The organism is Streptomyces sp. NPDC102490, from assembly GCF_044765285.1.
Classification (GTDB): Bacteria; Actinomycetota; Actinomycetes; order Streptomycetales; family Streptomycetaceae; genus Streptomyces.
The window spans coordinates 274,317-288,872 of the sequence record NZ_JBIWJU010000009.1 but is presented as its reverse complement, the minus strand read 5'-3'; the positions used below and the strand labels follow the sequence as shown (position 1 = coordinate 288,872).

Sequence of the window (14,556 nt, the reverse complement as noted above, 5' to 3'; positions counted from 1 at the left end):
GGGCGTGGCCGGTGGTCATGTCCGCCTCTCCCCCGGGCCCCGGACCGTGTGCAGAGTGCGGCCCGCGCAGATGTGGACCAGACCCGCGTGCGCGGCCACCAGGCTCATGTCGGACGCGGGCTCGATGGGAACCGCCCAGCTCGCGTCCCCCGTTCGTATGTCCAGTGCGTACATGCCCCACGCCCCCTCGCCCGAGCCGCCCGGCTCCGGCCCCGAGACCAGTGCCAGGCCGTCCGACACCAGCGGCGCACCCTCCCCGATCTCCCGGTAACCGGGCCGCGACCACCGCTTCCTGCCCGTGTCGGCGTCCAGCGCCTCGACGCCCTCCGACGAGGAGGCGAGCACCAGGCCGCCGGTGGCCCGGGGCGCGATGTCCGTGACCGTGCCGGCCGGCCGAGACCAGAGGATGCGCCGGGTCGCCAGGTCCATGGCCTCGATCCGCTCCTCCGACGCGAAATAGCCGTCGCCCTCGGCCCCCGGGTGCGCCTGCGGGCGACGGGCGCCGCGCGCGATCTGCCGCTCCACCGCACCGTCGGACGCCTTCAGGACGACCAGCGGGTCGTCCTGCGCATACTGGTCCGTGCCGGGCACACCGGAGCCCCGGGACGAGGAGGCCACCGCTATCCGGCCGCCGGCCTCGTCCACGCCGATCACTTCTGCGGCGCGCCCTTCGCGGAACCACAGTTCCTTGCCCGTACGGGAGTCGAAGGCGTACGCGCGCCACGGCAGGTCCGAGGTGGTGCGTCGCTCCCATTCGGTGGTGTAAGGCGCGTAGGTGAACAGGCAGGTGATGTCGTCCGAGACGGTGAACATGCCCTGCCCGCCCTCCAGTTCGGTCGCCCGGGCGTCGAAGGGACGGGGCGGCCGGTGTGGGTTGCGGGAAAGTACACCCGAGGTCCATGCCTCCCGGCCGCCGGCCACGCGCAGGGCGATCAGCTCGGGCTCGAAGAGGCTGTCCCGCAGGACGTAGACCAGGTCGCCGCGTGCCTGGAGGCTCCGCAGGTCCTTCTCGGGGTAGGTCCAGCGGACGGTGTTGGTCTCCGCGTCCAGACGGACGACTCCCCTGTCGTCGAGTACGTAGAGGTCTTTTCCGCTGCGTAAGAGAGCGCCGCCGTACTCGACTTCGCCGATGTCACGGCTCCATACGAGCGCGCCCGTCGGCGGGCGGGGCTCAGGGCGACTCCCGGCGCGGGCTGTGCCGCCGCTCTCTTCACCGCTGAGGAGAATGGCCGTCGTGGTGGTGCTCACGGCCGCCAGGACCGCGCCGCCCCAGACGAGGAGACGGCGCCGAGAGGTGCGGAGCGTCGGCGCGGGAGCGTCGCGGCCGGCGTCCGCGCGGACGTCACCGGAGGCGGGCGGGACAGCGTCCTCGGGGCTCCGCCCCGCGGCCTCCACCGCCACCCTCCCCAACAGCTCCGTCACCTCGTCCTCGTGGCGACGGATCAATCCGGCGACCGGCTCCAGCTCCCACCATGGCTCGTCGGACGCGCGCTCGGCGCACCAGGCGAGCACCTGCGCGACCGTGGGCCGGTCCGCGGGGCTCCTGGCCAGACACCGTCCGAGGAAGTCCTCCCAGACGGTGCCCGGTACGCCCACCAGATCGGGCGCCTCGTGCAGCGTGCGGTAGAGGACCTCGGGCACACCGCGGGAACCGAAGGGGCCCCGCCCGGTCGCGGCCACCGCGAGGACCGCGCCGAGCGCGAACACGTCCGCGGCGGGCCCCGGTTCGGCGGCGGCGCCCGCAAGCTGCTCCGGGGCGATGAAACCGGGCGAGCCGATGGCCTCGCTGTCGGCGGTGAGGCTCTCGTCGGCCGCGCTCTTGGCGATGCCGAAGTCGATGACCTTGGGTCCATGGCGCGAGATGAGGACGTTGGACGGCTTCACGTCGCGGTGCACGAGCCCCGCCGCGTGCACCGCCGCCAGCGCCTCGGCGAGCGCGGCGCCCAATGCTGCGAGATCGCCGGAGCCGAGCGGCCCGTGCGCGGCCACCGCCTCCGGCAGGCCTGGGCCCGCGCAGAACTCCACTGCCATCCAGGGCGGTTCGTCATCCGGACCGGCGTCAAGCACAGCAGCGGTGTACACGCCGGTCACCGCCCGCGCGGCAGCCGTTTCACGACGAAACCGCTCCCGGAACTCCGGGACGGCGGCGAGGTGCCGGTGGACGGTCTTGACGGCAACCGGCCGTCCAGACGCGGACCGCGCCAGATGAACACGGCCCATGCCGCCCTCACCGAGCAGCGCGATGATCCGGTACCCGCCGACCTCCACGCACGTTCCTTCCTTCCAGCCGCCCGCCGAGAGGGCCTTGGGACGACACGACGACCCGCCGCCCTGTGCGACGCCTGCCAGGCATCGTACGGTTGCGCCCTCCGAGGCATCACCACGCGAACAGACGCCGGGAGGAAGGCCCGCCCCACCACCCCGGTCGCTCGTGGTGGCAGTGGACCGACGCCGTCCGGGCCGCGATGTCCTCCCCGCCCTTCTTCGCGAGCGTGGCGGCGGGGCGGACCGGATCACTGACGCACAGGCACGCCACATATGACGGCGCTCGGGTGCGCCAATATCTGTGTCCGCGCGCTGAGATTTCAGCGGAACAGGCAGGCAGGTTCTTTGCCGAAATGAGCGGAGAACGATTTTCCACCGCACGTTGGCCGCTGCGGCGTGCTACTGTCGATCTCAGTTGCAGTTGTGGTTCCCAAAATTCCGAGTGCTCTCCGGACGGACGCTGATCCCCTGGAAGCTCTTGTGCATGTCCGGGATTTTTCCGGGTGGGGTGATCATCGCGGCGACTCGGCGTCCGCAGTGTGCGGGCCCCGACGCACTGCCCCAAAGGAGAAATGACATGGCTGCTGGCACCGTGAAGTGGTTCAACGCGGAAAAGGGCTTCGGCTTCATCGAGCAGGAGGGTGGCGGCGCTGACGTGTTCGCCCACTACTCGAACATCGCCGCCCAGGGCTTCCGCGAGCTGCTGGAGGGCCAGAAGGTGACCTTCGACATCGCGCAGGGCCAGAAGGGCCCGACGGCCGAGAACATCGTTCTCGCCTGACGTCGCATATCGCGTACTTGTAGCTGGGGCCCGCATCCCTCGGGGTGCGGGCCCCAGCTGCAAGCGTTTTCCCGCAGTGGACGCTTCGAGTATCGAGCCCACGCCGCGTTACTTATTTCAGCGCTTGCGAATCTGACGACGGATAAAAATCCGTGCAATTGCAAGCCGTCACCCCACCGGCCTATTCTTGCAATTCTCCGCGCCCTTCATGCTGCGGGAATTCCTTGATATGCGCCGTATCGAGGAAGGTTCCGCATGAACCGCACCCGTACGAACGACCGCTATGCCCGCAGCCGTAATGGCAGTGCCGACGCCGGAAAGGGTGGCAGCCGCTTCGGCTCGTCGGCCTCGCGCCGGTCGACCGGTCCGAGCCGCTCGGGCGGGTACGGCCGTCGGCCCGCCGCCGTCCAGGGGGAGTTCGCTCTCCCTAGGACGATCACCCCCGCGCTTCCCGCCGTGGAGGGCTTCGCCGATCTCGACATGCCCGGTGAGCTGCTGGCCGCGCTCGGCTCGGCCGGCGTCACCGTACCGTTCCCGATCCAGGCCGCGACCCTGCCGAACTCCCTCGCCGGCCGCGATGTCCTCGGCCGCGGGCGCACCGGTTCCGGCAAGACGCTCGCCTTCGGCCTGGCGCTGCTCGCCCGTACGGCCGGGCAGCGCGCCGAGGCCCGGCAGCCGCTGGGGCTGATCCTCGTACCGACGCGTGAACTGGCACAGCAGGTCACCGACGCGCTCACTCCTTACGCCCGCTCCGTGAAGCTGCGGCTGGCCACCGTCGTGGGCGGCATGTCGATCGGCAGGCAGGTGCACGCGCTGCGCGGTGGAGCCGAGGTCGTCGTCGCCACTCCGGGACGCCTCAAGGACCTCATCGACCGCGGCGACTGCCGGTTGAACCAGGTTTCCATCACCGTCCTCGACGAGGCCGACCAGATGGCCGACATGGGCTTCATGCCGCAGGTCACCGCCCTGCTCGACCAGGTCCGCCCCGAGGGCCAGCGCATGCTGTTCTCCGCCACCCTCGACCGCAACGTCGACCTGCTCGTGCGCCGCTACCTGACCGATCCGGTCGTGCACTCCGTCGACCCCTCGGCCGGCGCCGTCACGACGATGGAGCACCACGTACTCCACGTCCACGCCGCCGACAAGCACGCGGCCACCACCGAGATCGCCGCCCGCGACGGCCGCGTGATCATGTTCCTCGACACCAAGCACGCCGTCGACAGGCTGACCCAGGACCTGCTCAACAGCGGAGTGCGGGCCGCCGCCCTGCACGGCGGCAAGTCCCAGCCGCAACGCACCCGCACCCTGGCGCAGTTCAAGACCGGACACGTCACCGTGCTGGTGGCGACCAACGTCGCTGCCCGTGGCATCCACGTCGACAACCTCGACCTCGTCGTCAACGTCGACCCGCCGACCGACCACAAGGACTACCTCCACCGCGGCGGCCGCACGGCCCGCGCCGGTGAGTCCGGCAGCGTCGTCACGCTCGTCACACAGAGCCAGCGCCGCAGCATGGTCCGCCTCATGTCGGACGCGGGGATCATGCCGCAGACGACCCAGGTCCGCGCGGGCGACGAAGCCCTCAGCCGGATCACCGGAGCCCAGGCCCCGACCGGCATCCCGGTCGTCATCACCGCACCGGTGGCCGAACGCCCCAAGAAGCGCGGGGCCACCTCCCGCGGCCGACGCCGGCCCACCTCGGCCCCCCGGCGTTCCCCCGCACCGCAGTCCCCCGCAGGTGCGGTCGCGTAGAGCAGTCGTGGTCAGGAATTCGTCCCGTCTTCCCAGGAGGCACCCTTTGGCATTGGTCCAGTTGCAGACTCGCTCCCTGAGCACTCGCCCCGCGCACAGTGCGGTGGCCGATGCCACGGACGCGGCCGCGCCGCACCTCTGGTACGACATGACCGTCGAGGTGGCGCTGTCCGTCATGGCCGCCGCGCGTGCCGAGCGACTGGTCGTCTGCGATGAGGACGGCCGGCGTGTCGGCCTGGTCACCCGGGCCCGGCTCACCGCCGTGAGGAACGGCTCCGGGTACACCGACCGGATCCGTCTGAGTGACAGCAGCAGCGGCAGCGAGCCGCTCGTCTCACCGTTGGCCCCGAGGGCGGAAGCCGGGGACGTCATGTCCTTCGGGCGGCTCGGGCCCGTGTCCGTGGCCGGCGAACACGGCAGCGTCCCGGGCGCCCTCGCGCTCTCCCGCTGAACCGCCGGACGGCGGTCGGCCCCGTTTCCTCTCCTGCCTGTGAGGCATCATGCGCTGTGTCATTGCCCGCTTCCCGTTCGACCTGACCAAGAGCGGCGTGCTGGAATCGATGAAGGGCATCAAGCCCGAACCGGTCACCGGCGATTCCGTGATCATCGGACGACGCCACTACCCCGTCAAACAGGTCGGCCAGGTCATCACCCGTCAGGACCGCCGCGATTTCAGCGCCGGCGAGGTGTTGAGGGCCATGGCCCTGCTCGGCTTCACCTGCCGCTCCCGGCCGGAGACCGCGCCCGCCCCCGTCAACAGCCCTTTGCAGCGGGCTTCCACGATGCTCGGCGCTCCCCTGTCCGTCTGACCGACGCGGCAGGCGCGCGCTGACACGCGCTGACACCAGAACAGCAGTGAGGGCCCGACCGGCGCGCGCCGGTCGGGCCCTCACTGCGTGGCCGCACTCTCCGCTCGGTGCGCGAGTGGGGCGACAGCACGGTGACGCAGGGGCGACACAGAGGTTCTCAGCCGCTGGTGGCCAGTTCGGAGACCAACAGTACGGTGGTTTGCATTGTTTCATACGCGCAGCACCCTGCCTGGCAGGTTGCCCTCTTCCAGGCGTAAGAGAGACAGAGTTCCAGGACCTTCAGATGGAGTAAATCTGTCGTCACCGCTGTAGACATTGCTCTCGGCAGAGGCTAGTGTTCTCGTCGTAGCCAGAAGTCGACGGGCACGGCAGAGACGAACTGCCGTGCAAGGAAATCGAAGGAGCGGCACGGCAGCGGAGTGGCGGAGCCGGAAGTGGTGGGTTCCTCTACTGGCTGCCGGGCCGAGCGGCCCCAGGGGTCGCGCACAGCAGTACCGTGCAACCGCAGTAAAGACGGATCAACCGAAACAGGTAAGGAGCCGAACGCCATCAGGATCGCCCGGGCCGGGAAAGACCGCCCGGGTACCGCAGGCCCCGGATTGGAAGGTGGTCCCCGGTCACGCATCCGCGATCCCCGCAGCCCCGCCCTCCCAGGCGGATCGCAGCGGACAAAGAAGGTCGGCTGAGGTCAGTCGGCAGATGGTGTTGAAAGCTCGGGGCCCGGGCGCCGTACGGCGCCCGGGCCCCTCGACGCATCCCCCGGAAGAAGAGGTCTATGCCCCCTCTCAGTACCCGCCCCGCCGTCCCCCTCGATGACGACGACTACCCCGCCTACACCATGGGCCGGGCCGCCGACATGCTCGGCACCACCCCCGCCTTCCTCCGCGCCCTCGGCGAGCACCGTCTGATCACGCCCCTGCGCTCTGAAGGCGGCCACCGCCGCTACTCCCGCTACCAACTGCGCATCGCCGCCCGCGCGCGCGAACTCGTCGACGCCGGTACCGCCGTAGAAGCCGCCTGCCGGATCATCGTCCTCGAAGACCAGCTCGAGGAGGCCCAGCGCATCAACGAGCAGCTACGCACCCGAACACAGTGAAACCTCATCCCCGGCAGGGCGTTGCGGTCTCCGATCCCGAAGTGGTAGCGCCGGCGATTCCCGGAGTAGCCAGGGCGTCTCCGTCCGCTGAATGAGTGGCCGGACGTATAGCGGACCGAGACCCGGGGACTCACAGGAGCGATGTCGTACAGGCGCGGCAAAGTGAGCCCGACGGTCTTTGGAGGAAGCGCATGCGCGCGGTAACCGTTCGCCCCCTGACTGCTGGGTCCCTGGAGGTACGTGACGTTCCTGATCCCGTTCCCCACGAGGGCGAACTCTTGGTGGACGGCCTGGCCGTGGGTGTCTGCGGCACGGACAAAGAGATCGTGGCCGGCGAGTACGGGTGGGCACCACCCGGTCACGACCGGCTGGTCCTGGGCCATGAATCACTGGGCCGAGTGCGCACCGCACCTCCGAACAGCGAGTTCCGGGCCGGTGACCTGGTGGTGGGCGTCGTGCGCCGCCCCGATCCGGTGCCCTGCGGGGCGTGTGCGCGCGGCGAGTTCGACATGTGCCGCAACGGCCGCTACACCGAGCGGGGCATCAAGGAGCACGATGGCTACGCCAGCCAACTCTGGACCGTGGAGAGTGAATACGCCGTCAAACTGGATCCAGCCCTCGAGCGCGTCGGGATGCTGCTCGAGCCCACCACCGTGGTGGCCAAGGCATGGGAGCAGATTGAACGAGTCGGCAGCCGTGCCTGGTTCGAGCCCCGACGTGCCCTGGTGACCGGCGCCGGGCCGATCGGCCTGCTGGCCGCGCTGCTGGGCGTGCAGCGCGGACTGGACGTGCACGTTCTGGACCGGGTCGCCACCGGCCCCAAGCCTGCTTTGGTGAAGGACTTGGGCGCGACCTATCACTGTGAGGACATCGAGCAGGTCACCTCGCAGGTCGTTCCCGATGTGGTGATCGAGGCCACCGGGGTGGGTGATCTGGTCTTTGACGCCATGGCCGGTACGGCCACCTACGGGATCGTCTGCCTGACCGGTGTTTCCGCCAAGGGGCGGCGGCTCTCGGTCGATGCCGGAAGCATCAACCGAGAGCTCGTGCTGGGGAACGACGCCGTGGTGGGCTCCGTGAACGCCAACCTGCGTCACTACCGACAAGCAGCGGACGCCCTCGCGAAGGCGGACCGCGGCTGGCTGGAGCGGATGATCACCGGGCGGGTGCCGCTGGAGCGCGCCGCGGAGGCTTTCACCGCCCAAGAGGGAGACATCAAAGTGGTCATCACTCTGGATGAAGACTGCTGAATCACTCATGGACGAGTTGCCGGGCGCTCGCCTTGGCCGTGGCCTGCCTGTCGTAGGCTCAAGCGGTGGGCTTCTTCGAACGATTGACCGGAATCAGGTACCCCGCCAACGGCGTCGCACCGCTCGCTGTTGCCGAGGTCCAGAACGCACTGCTTTCGGTGAACGGGCCGGGTGTCCCCTACCGTGTGCGGTCGGCCGGCCCTGCGGAGAAGGCCGACCTGGTGGCCGACTGGCGGATCTCGCACCGCTCGTTCGGTGAACAGGTCGACCAGCGTCTGACGATCAGGATGCGCCTGGACCCGGAACGGCACGAGGTGCGGGTCTTGCAGGAGCAGCGCACGCGTACAAGGGGAAGGTCGTCCACGTCGCGCTCGTACGGACGAGGGGGCGGGTTCTCGGTGGAGTGGATGTACGAGCGGGGGCCTGACGGCCGCCGCCGCAGAGTCAAGACAAGGGACACACGCCAGATGAGCAACGCCCTGCGCCAGTCGGTCCTCGACGCGGGATGGTCTTGGCGCCCCAGACGGCTCCGGCTCTAGCCGTTTCTTCTTCCGCCGCAGGCGGCTCCCTGTGCCGTTCGAGCACGCCGAGGCCGCTGGTCCGGCCACACGGCCGACGATCGATGTCCCAGTCGGCAAGGCTGCGGAAGGCGAGCGAGCCCGAACTGTACGAGGCCGTACTGGCCGTCCGCTGGCGGGAGTGATTGCCTACTCCTCGGGCTCCCAGGCAATCAGCTGCTCGAACACCTTCTGGTCGCCCTCGATCTTCAGGTCGCTCAGCGTGAGGCGGCCCCAGACGAAGAGGAGCAGCTGCTCGGCCGTGCCCGTGGCCGAAGCGGAGGCGGGCGCGGCCTCGTCCGTAAGGGGTGCGGGCCAGGCGCCGGTGCTGTCCAGCGTGAGGAGCCAGGAGCGACCCTCGGTGGCGTGGTAGTGGATGGTGGCGGCTTCGTGCGGCCAGGCCGCCGGGGTGGAGTTGCAGGTGTCGAGAAACTCGGAGACGCCGTCGATCGCTACGTCCGTCGGCATCGGTTGTACAGCGCCTGCGGCGAGTTGGGCGTCGTAGGTGTGCACCAGCACCTCGTGCACCCGGCGCCGGGCAACGCCCCAGGCATTCGCCGGCGACACACCGGCGCTCCACCACGTCCAGCACCCGCGCTCAGGGCCGGCCTTGAGCAGCGCACTCAGCAGCAGCTCGTTCGACTCGGTGTACCAGGCCAGCAGCGCCTCGAGTTCGCGCGGCGCCTCGGCGGCGTCCTTGGCCGGCGGCGCCTCGGCCGGGCCCGCGGCGACGATCGCGGCCCACCAGCGCTGGCCCGTACCCAAGTGGTGCACCAGATCGAACAGCGTCCACTCGGGGCAGGACGGCACCGGCGCGGCAAGGCTGGGCGCGGCGGCGACCGCACTCCGGAACGCGGCCGACCGCTCTTCGATCAGTTGCAGCAGGGCGGAATACTCAAGACTCTCTGTCACATCGCTTGGCTATCACCCCAACTCAGCCGCCCGCACGCTATTTTCCAGCCCGTCAGCTGCGAGCTAGAGAACTGCTGCAAGACTTCTGGTGTCCACGTCGTTCGTCACAGAAGGATTTTGGAGGCCCTCGTTTTCGTCCCCGCAGGCACCCCTTGGACCACACCACCAGGAGGAACCAGTGTCATGCCCGCCACGGCTCACGCCCGAGGAGCTGCTCGCCGACGCGAAGGGGCAGTTGAGCCTCCCGCGTATCGTCGTGATCTGCGGCTCCACTCGCTTCATGACCGAGATGGACGAGGCCGATCTACGGGAGACCAAAGCCGGAAAGATCGTCGTCAAACCGAGCTGGGACATGAAGTCGCCGCACGTTCTTTGTTCCGATCCCGTAGAGGCCGAGGCGCTGAAGGTTCGACTCGGCGATCTGCACCGGGCGAAGATCCGGCTCGCCGATGAGGTGCTCGTAGCCGGCGATTACATCGGAGACAGCACCCGAGCCGAAATCGCCTACGCCCGGTCGCTGGGCAAGCCCGTGCGGTTCACACACCCCCAAGTCGACCCTGGCGCCTGAACGGGTGCTGCCACGTCGACAACGAGGGCCGGCAACCCGCCGCCCACCCCACGCGGAGAGGGCGGCTTGATGAACCAAGGAACTGCAGAGAACGGACTGCGCTGGATAGCCGATGCCTACAGCATCGGCTTCACGCTCACACTCAGAGGGCTGACTCGGCCAGGCCTCCTGGGCGGTGCAGGCGCGTTTCAGCGCCTGGAGAGCGGCGGCGTCATCACCAGCTTCAGGCCAGATCCAGGGAGGGTAATTCGCCCTCTATATCCCCGTTGCTCGGACTTCTTCCGTGTTACACGCTGGCATAACGGATCGTCTATTTGTCTCATGACAACTAAGTTAGACGGCGGGGACTGTGAGCGCTCCTGTACCAAATGCACCTTTGTCCCGCCCTGCATGCGTGGTCCCCCAGCCCGCGGCAACCGCCCCCGCTGTCGAAGGACACCCCGCGATGAACACACCCGGCAGACGCATGCCCTGCTCCCACCCCACCCGGCGCCGCTCCCCCACGCGCCGGTCCACTGCTGCCGCCCAGTGGGCCGGTCGCCTGCTGTGCTGGAGCCTCGCCGCCGGCATGGCCACCGCCGCCGCCGATGCGCTGCTCGCCCCGCAAGGCACCTGGTGGCACGCGCTGTGGCCCCTGCCCTGGTACCTCACCGCCGCAGCCGCCCTCACCTGTGCATGCCTGCGCGCCCGCGAGAAGGCCGCACAGCGGCAAGCGTCCGAGGAGGAAGACGACGACTCCCCCGACTGGTGGGACCAAGCCGCCTGGAATCCATCACGGCGGTGATGGATGGGGGCTCTGCGGGAAGGAGGGTCCCTAACCAAGGGAGGCTGATTATGGAACATGTTCAGATCGGGCTTGCCGAGGTGCTTGCAGCGGCGGAGGACGCCGCACCGGTGCACTCCCTCGATGTCATCGCACGGAACCTGCGCGACCGGTTCGACGCGCGTCGCGTGTCGTTCCTGTTCGTTGACGTCGTCGGCCGCCGTTTGCTGCGGGTCAGCGAGGAGAAGGCCAGCTCACAGGAGCGTGGTGCTGATCAGATCCCCCTGGCTGACAGTGTGTACGACGAGGTGCTGCGCACCCAGAAACTGGTGCGCACATCAGAAGGCGCGCAAGGGCACCGCGTGCTCGCCCCCGTGAGCAATCGCGGCGACACCATCGGGGTCCTGGAGCTCTATCTCGACCACGTGACACCGGACGAGCTGGCGCAGGTCGAAGAGGTCGCGCACGCGCTGGCGTACATCATCGTCACCGACCGCCGTTTCACCGACCTCTACTACTGGGGCAACCGCGCCGGCTCGGTCACCCTGGCCGCGGAGATCCAGCGCCAGCTCCTGCCCTCGGCGCCCTCCTGCGAGGCCCCCGAGTTCGACCTCGCCGGCGCTCTGGTCCCCGCCTCCGACATCGCCGGTGACACCTACGACTACAGCCTCGACCAGGAGACCCTGCACCTGTCCATCACCGATGCGATGGGCCACGATGTCGACGCCTCACTCATCGCCACTCTCCTGGTCAACGCCTCCCGCGGTGCCCGCCGTGCGGGTGCCAGCCTTGCCGAACAGGCCCGCCAGACCCACCAGGCCGTCCTCGACTACGGCCGCCGTACCTTCGCCACCGGCCAGCTCCTGCGCATCGCCCTGGACGGGTCCAGCGCGCAGCTCGTGAACGCCGGTCATGTCTGGCCCCTACGGCTGCGCAACGGCACCGTCGAGGAGATTCCGCTGCACATCAACCTCCCCTTCGGCGTGCCCGCCCAGTCCCCTTACCGGGTGCAGGACTTCGACCTGCGCCCCGGTGACCGCCTCGTGCTCTACACCGACGGCATGCAGGAACGCCAAGCAGGCAACGTCGACCTGCCCGGCATCGTCCGGGACACCGCTGGTGAGCATCCCCGCGAGGCCGTACGTGCCATGGTCAACGCCGTCACCGACGCGTGCAGGGGCGAGGTGAGGGACGACGCCACGGTCCTGTGCCTGGACTGGCACGGACCCGCCCCGAAGATCTCAGCGCGAGCACCGGGCGCCTGACCTCTCCGGGGCGCCGGGCTAACCGCTCACCCCTCCGAGAGGGGCACCGGGCTGTTCATGGGCAGGCGGTGACGAGGTGCTGGGTCCTCGCCTCTGCCCGGAACGGCTGCTCCACGAGTTGCCCGTGGCCCACGCGGACGGGTTCCGCCGGCGGGTGACGAGAAGGCGTCGTCCCGCCCGATCGGCTGGGCTATCTCACTGAGCGGTGAGGTGAGAGCGCAGTCGGTTCAGGATGTGTGTGAGGCGACGAGAGACCTGCATTTGTGAGATGCCGAGTTCGGCACCGATGTCGTACTGCGTCATCTCGCGGCCGAACCTCATGGCGAGGATCATCCGGTCGCGTTCCGGTAGTCGCGCGATGATCGGCTGAAGGGCGGTCAGTTCCTCGACCAGTTCCAAGTCGTAGTCCTCGAAGCCGACTTGGTCAGCCAGGATGTCGTCACGTTCCGTTTCGTCGAGGGATGCGTCGAGGGACGCGGTGTAGTAGCTGTTGGCGGCATCGAGGCCCTCCAGTACCTCTTCGGGGACCCGCTTCACGTAGGCGGCGAGTTCGGTGACGGTCGGCGGGCGGCCGAACTCCCGTTCCAGGTCCGTACTCGCGTTCTGTAGGGTCAGGCGCAGCTCCTGGAGCCGGCGCGGAGCGTGAACGGCCCAGGTGGTGTCCCGAAAGAAGCGTTTGATCTCGCCCATGATGGTCGGGACTGCGAAGTTCGCGAACTCGACGCCGCGCGAGGGATCGAACCGGTTGATCGCTTTGATCAGTCCGATACTGCCCGCCTGGACGACGTCCTCGATCGACTCGGTCCGTGAGCGGAAGCGTCGCGCCGCGAAGTACACCAGCGTCATGTTGAGTTCGACCAGGGTGTTGCGGACGTACGAATACTCCGCGGTCCCCTCCTGGAGAGCGTCCAAGCGGGCGAACAGCGGCTTGGACATGGCTCGGGCGTCAGACGGAGTGATCTTCGCCAGCTCTGACATGCCGGGGATACATGCCGTCTCCGGCAGCGGGCCGGATTCTGGGGCTGTACCGATCCCGGGCGCATGGCGGGCATGAGACAGTCGGGGTGGGCGATGACCGAGGGATCCCTTCACGGTTCTCACTCTCCGCTCCAGTGATCTTTTCCGTGCGGGTGTGGGGTGCACGGATAGTTACCCCCGCTTCGCTGCCATACACCCTCGGTGACGAAAAAGCAAGAGCACGGGTCACCCTCACCTCGCTATTGATGGAGGCCATGACTCGTCGGTATCGACTTCCAGCAGCTCGCCTCGGTACCCCTATGCGTACTGCGTTGCCACGTCGGCCCGGGTGCCGGGAAAGGCGTAGGTCCGCTCGGCGTACACCATGACGTCGCCGCTGTCGGTCCAGCAGCCGGCGTCGACGTCCTCGAAGCCCCGGGGGACGGTGGCCTCGTCGGGCCGGGAGTCGAGGATGTCGAGCGCCGCCATCTCCTCGACCCGGGCGTCGGTCCCTTCGCAGTCCTGGGCGAGATCCATCAGCGTGCAGCCGGTCAGCGCCGAGGTCACCAGCACGGTCGCCAGGAGAAGGGACATAGGTCGGCTGCAAGCCGTGCGTAAGGGCAAAGCGGGCTCCAGGGGTGCGGACCAGGGAACGGGAGCAGGCGGCGTGGGCCGCCAGGATGACATGGCCGGTTCCCGGTCGTCCGGCTCTTCCATGGCTTCGACGCGAGTGACCTGGCCGGACCGGACGTACGTGCTGAGTCGATACGGTCGTGGCGGCGTGCGACGTCAAGCAGTTGGCGTCAGTCGGACAGCACGTGAGGCCCAGCTCATCGAGTGCCGTGGGCAGGAGCTCTGGCACTTCGTGCTGGGCCTCACCGCGTGTACGCCTACGACGGATAGGGCGACGACGAACACTGAGAGGGCCGATCCGGCGACAGCGGTGTTCGACCACGGTCGGCCCCGTCAGACCGGCGCGGGCGGCACCGGCCCGCTCGCTCTGACCGCAGGCGGGCCGGAAGGCAGGGGCTCAGGTGCGGAGGGACAAGTAGTAGTCGCCGACACCGGCCAGGTAGCCGGGGTCCGCTGTCTCGCTGTCGGTGGCAAAGCGGGGAGCGGCCTTGATCTCTTCCCGAGACGGTGCGACCTGCACCTTCTGCGCCTCGGTGTCGATACCGGTGACGGCGCCGGCCGGGATCAGGACGCTTCTGCCGAACTTCCACACTCCGGTGTCGACGACGAGGTGCTGCATGCCGGGCTGGTCCTGCTGGCGGTCCACGTGTCCGATGACGCCGTCGGCTGCCTCCACAGTGAACCCCACCAACGACTGCTGGGCCCCGTGTCCGATCTCCGGCGCGTACATCCACACACTTCCCATTGGTCCCTCTCCTGTCCTCAACAAACTGAGCTGCGGCCCTTCTCAGCCTCTATGCTTCCCCCTCTTCCCCGGCACCCGCCGGACAACCAAGGGGAAACACGTAGGGTCACAGCCCGTCAGACCGCGGCAGGCTCGTTCGGCGGGGGACCGATGACGGGGCCGTCCTCCCGACCCCCGTGGCGGGAGGACGGCCCCGGTCCTTG

At 68.8% G+C, this 14,556-nt stretch carries 15 protein-coding genes; 10 read left to right on the top strand and 5 right to left on the bottom strand.

The features are described 5' to 3' along the window. Nucleotides 1-15 precede the first annotated feature (15 nt). Complete coding sequence (locus ACIRGB_RS22655) at nucleotides 16-2,268, bottom strand: protein kinase (protein WP_403867940.1); 2,253 nt, start codon at nucleotides 2,266-2,268, stop codon at nucleotides 16-18. Between the two features lie 574 nt (nucleotides 2,269-2,842). Here ACIRGB_RS22655 and ACIRGB_RS22650 point away from each other — a divergent pair. From ACIRGB_RS22650 to ACIRGB_RS22620, 7 genes are all read left to right on the top strand, one after another. After that, nucleotides 2,843-3,046, top strand: coding sequence for a cold-shock protein (locus ACIRGB_RS22650; RefSeq protein WP_153547601.1), 204 nt, complete (start codon nucleotides 2,843-2,845; stop codon nucleotides 3,044-3,046). A 255-nt stretch (nucleotides 3,047-3,301) separates the two neighbouring features. Further along, nucleotides 3,302-4,798 carry a DEAD/DEAH box helicase gene (locus ACIRGB_RS22645; RefSeq protein WP_403867936.1) on the top strand — a complete coding sequence of 499 codons (1,497 nt, stop codon included), beginning with the start codon at nucleotides 3,302-3,304 and terminating at the stop codon, nucleotides 4,796-4,798. Between the two features lie 46 nt (nucleotides 4,799-4,844). Beyond that, nucleotides 4,845-5,249, top strand: a complete 405-nt coding sequence (locus tag ACIRGB_RS22640) for a CBS domain-containing protein (protein WP_403867933.1) — start codon at nucleotides 4,845-4,847, stop codon at nucleotides 5,247-5,249. Between the two features lie 49 nt (nucleotides 5,250-5,298). Next, nucleotides 5,299-5,607, top strand: a complete 309-nt coding sequence (locus tag ACIRGB_RS22635) for an SCO5918 family protein (protein ID WP_403867930.1) — start codon at nucleotides 5,299-5,301, stop codon at nucleotides 5,605-5,607. 775 nt (nucleotides 5,608-6,382) lie between these two features. Next, nucleotides 6,383-6,703, top strand: a complete 321-nt coding sequence (locus ACIRGB_RS22630) for a MerR family transcriptional regulator (protein ID WP_403867927.1) — start codon at nucleotides 6,383-6,385, stop codon at nucleotides 6,701-6,703. A gap of 191 nt (nucleotides 6,704-6,894) precedes the next feature. Continuing rightward, nucleotides 6,895-7,953, top strand: coding sequence for a glucose 1-dehydrogenase (locus ACIRGB_RS22625; protein WP_403867924.1), 1,059 nt, complete (start codon nucleotides 6,895-6,897; stop codon nucleotides 7,951-7,953). Between the two features lie 65 nt (nucleotides 7,954-8,018). Beyond that, on the top strand, nucleotides 8,019-8,492 hold the full coding sequence (locus ACIRGB_RS22620; RefSeq protein ID WP_403867921.1) for a hypothetical protein: 474 nt from the start codon (nucleotides 8,019-8,021) through the stop codon (nucleotides 8,490-8,492). A 168-nt stretch (nucleotides 8,493-8,660) separates the two neighbouring features. Here the strand turns inward: ACIRGB_RS22620 and ACIRGB_RS22615 are convergent, their stop codons facing one another. Further along, the gene (locus ACIRGB_RS22615) at nucleotides 8,661-9,422 is read right to left on the bottom strand and encodes a maleylpyruvate isomerase family mycothiol-dependent enzyme (RefSeq protein WP_403867918.1); all 762 of its coding nucleotides are present in this window, start codon (nucleotides 9,420-9,422) and stop codon (nucleotides 8,661-8,663) included. Between the two features lie 178 nt (nucleotides 9,423-9,600). Here ACIRGB_RS22615 and ACIRGB_RS22610 point away from each other — a divergent pair, with 178 nt between their 5' ends. From ACIRGB_RS22610 to ACIRGB_RS22600, 3 genes are all read left to right on the top strand, one after another. Then, nucleotides 9,601-9,990: a hypothetical protein gene (locus ACIRGB_RS22610; protein WP_403867915.1), complete on the top strand. Its 390-nt coding sequence runs from the start codon at nucleotides 9,601-9,603 to the stop codon at nucleotides 9,988-9,990. Nucleotides 9,991-10,435: 445 nt separating this feature from the next. Beyond that, the gene (locus ACIRGB_RS22605; protein WP_403867912.1) at nucleotides 10,436-10,774 is read left to right on the top strand and encodes a hypothetical protein; all 339 of its coding nucleotides are present in this window, start codon (nucleotides 10,436-10,438) and stop codon (nucleotides 10,772-10,774) included. A gap of 50 nt (nucleotides 10,775-10,824) precedes the next feature. After that, nucleotides 10,825-12,018, top strand: a complete 1,194-nt coding sequence (locus ACIRGB_RS22600) for a PP2C family protein-serine/threonine phosphatase (RefSeq protein ID WP_403867909.1) — start codon at nucleotides 10,825-10,827, stop codon at nucleotides 12,016-12,018. Nucleotides 12,019-12,213: 195 nt separating this feature from the next. Here ACIRGB_RS22600 and ACIRGB_RS22595 read toward each other — a convergent pair whose 3' ends face one another. The 3 genes from ACIRGB_RS22595 to ACIRGB_RS22585 form a co-directional block, all read right to left on the bottom strand. After that, nucleotides 12,214-12,954, bottom strand: a complete 741-nt coding sequence (locus ACIRGB_RS22595) for a SigB/SigF/SigG family RNA polymerase sigma factor (protein WP_403867906.1) — start codon at nucleotides 12,952-12,954, stop codon at nucleotides 12,214-12,216. Between the two features lie 339 nt (nucleotides 12,955-13,293). After that, entirely contained in the window at nucleotides 13,294-13,569 is a 276-nt protein-coding gene (locus ACIRGB_RS22590) for a hypothetical protein (RefSeq protein WP_403867903.1), read from the bottom strand. 436 nt (nucleotides 13,570-14,005) lie between these two features. Continuing rightward, nucleotides 14,006-14,353 carry a PRC-barrel domain containing protein gene (locus ACIRGB_RS22585; protein ID WP_403867900.1) on the bottom strand — a complete coding sequence of 116 codons (348 nt, stop codon included), beginning with the start codon at nucleotides 14,351-14,353 and terminating at the stop codon, nucleotides 14,006-14,008. Between the last annotated feature and the right edge of the window lie 203 nt (nucleotides 14,354-14,556).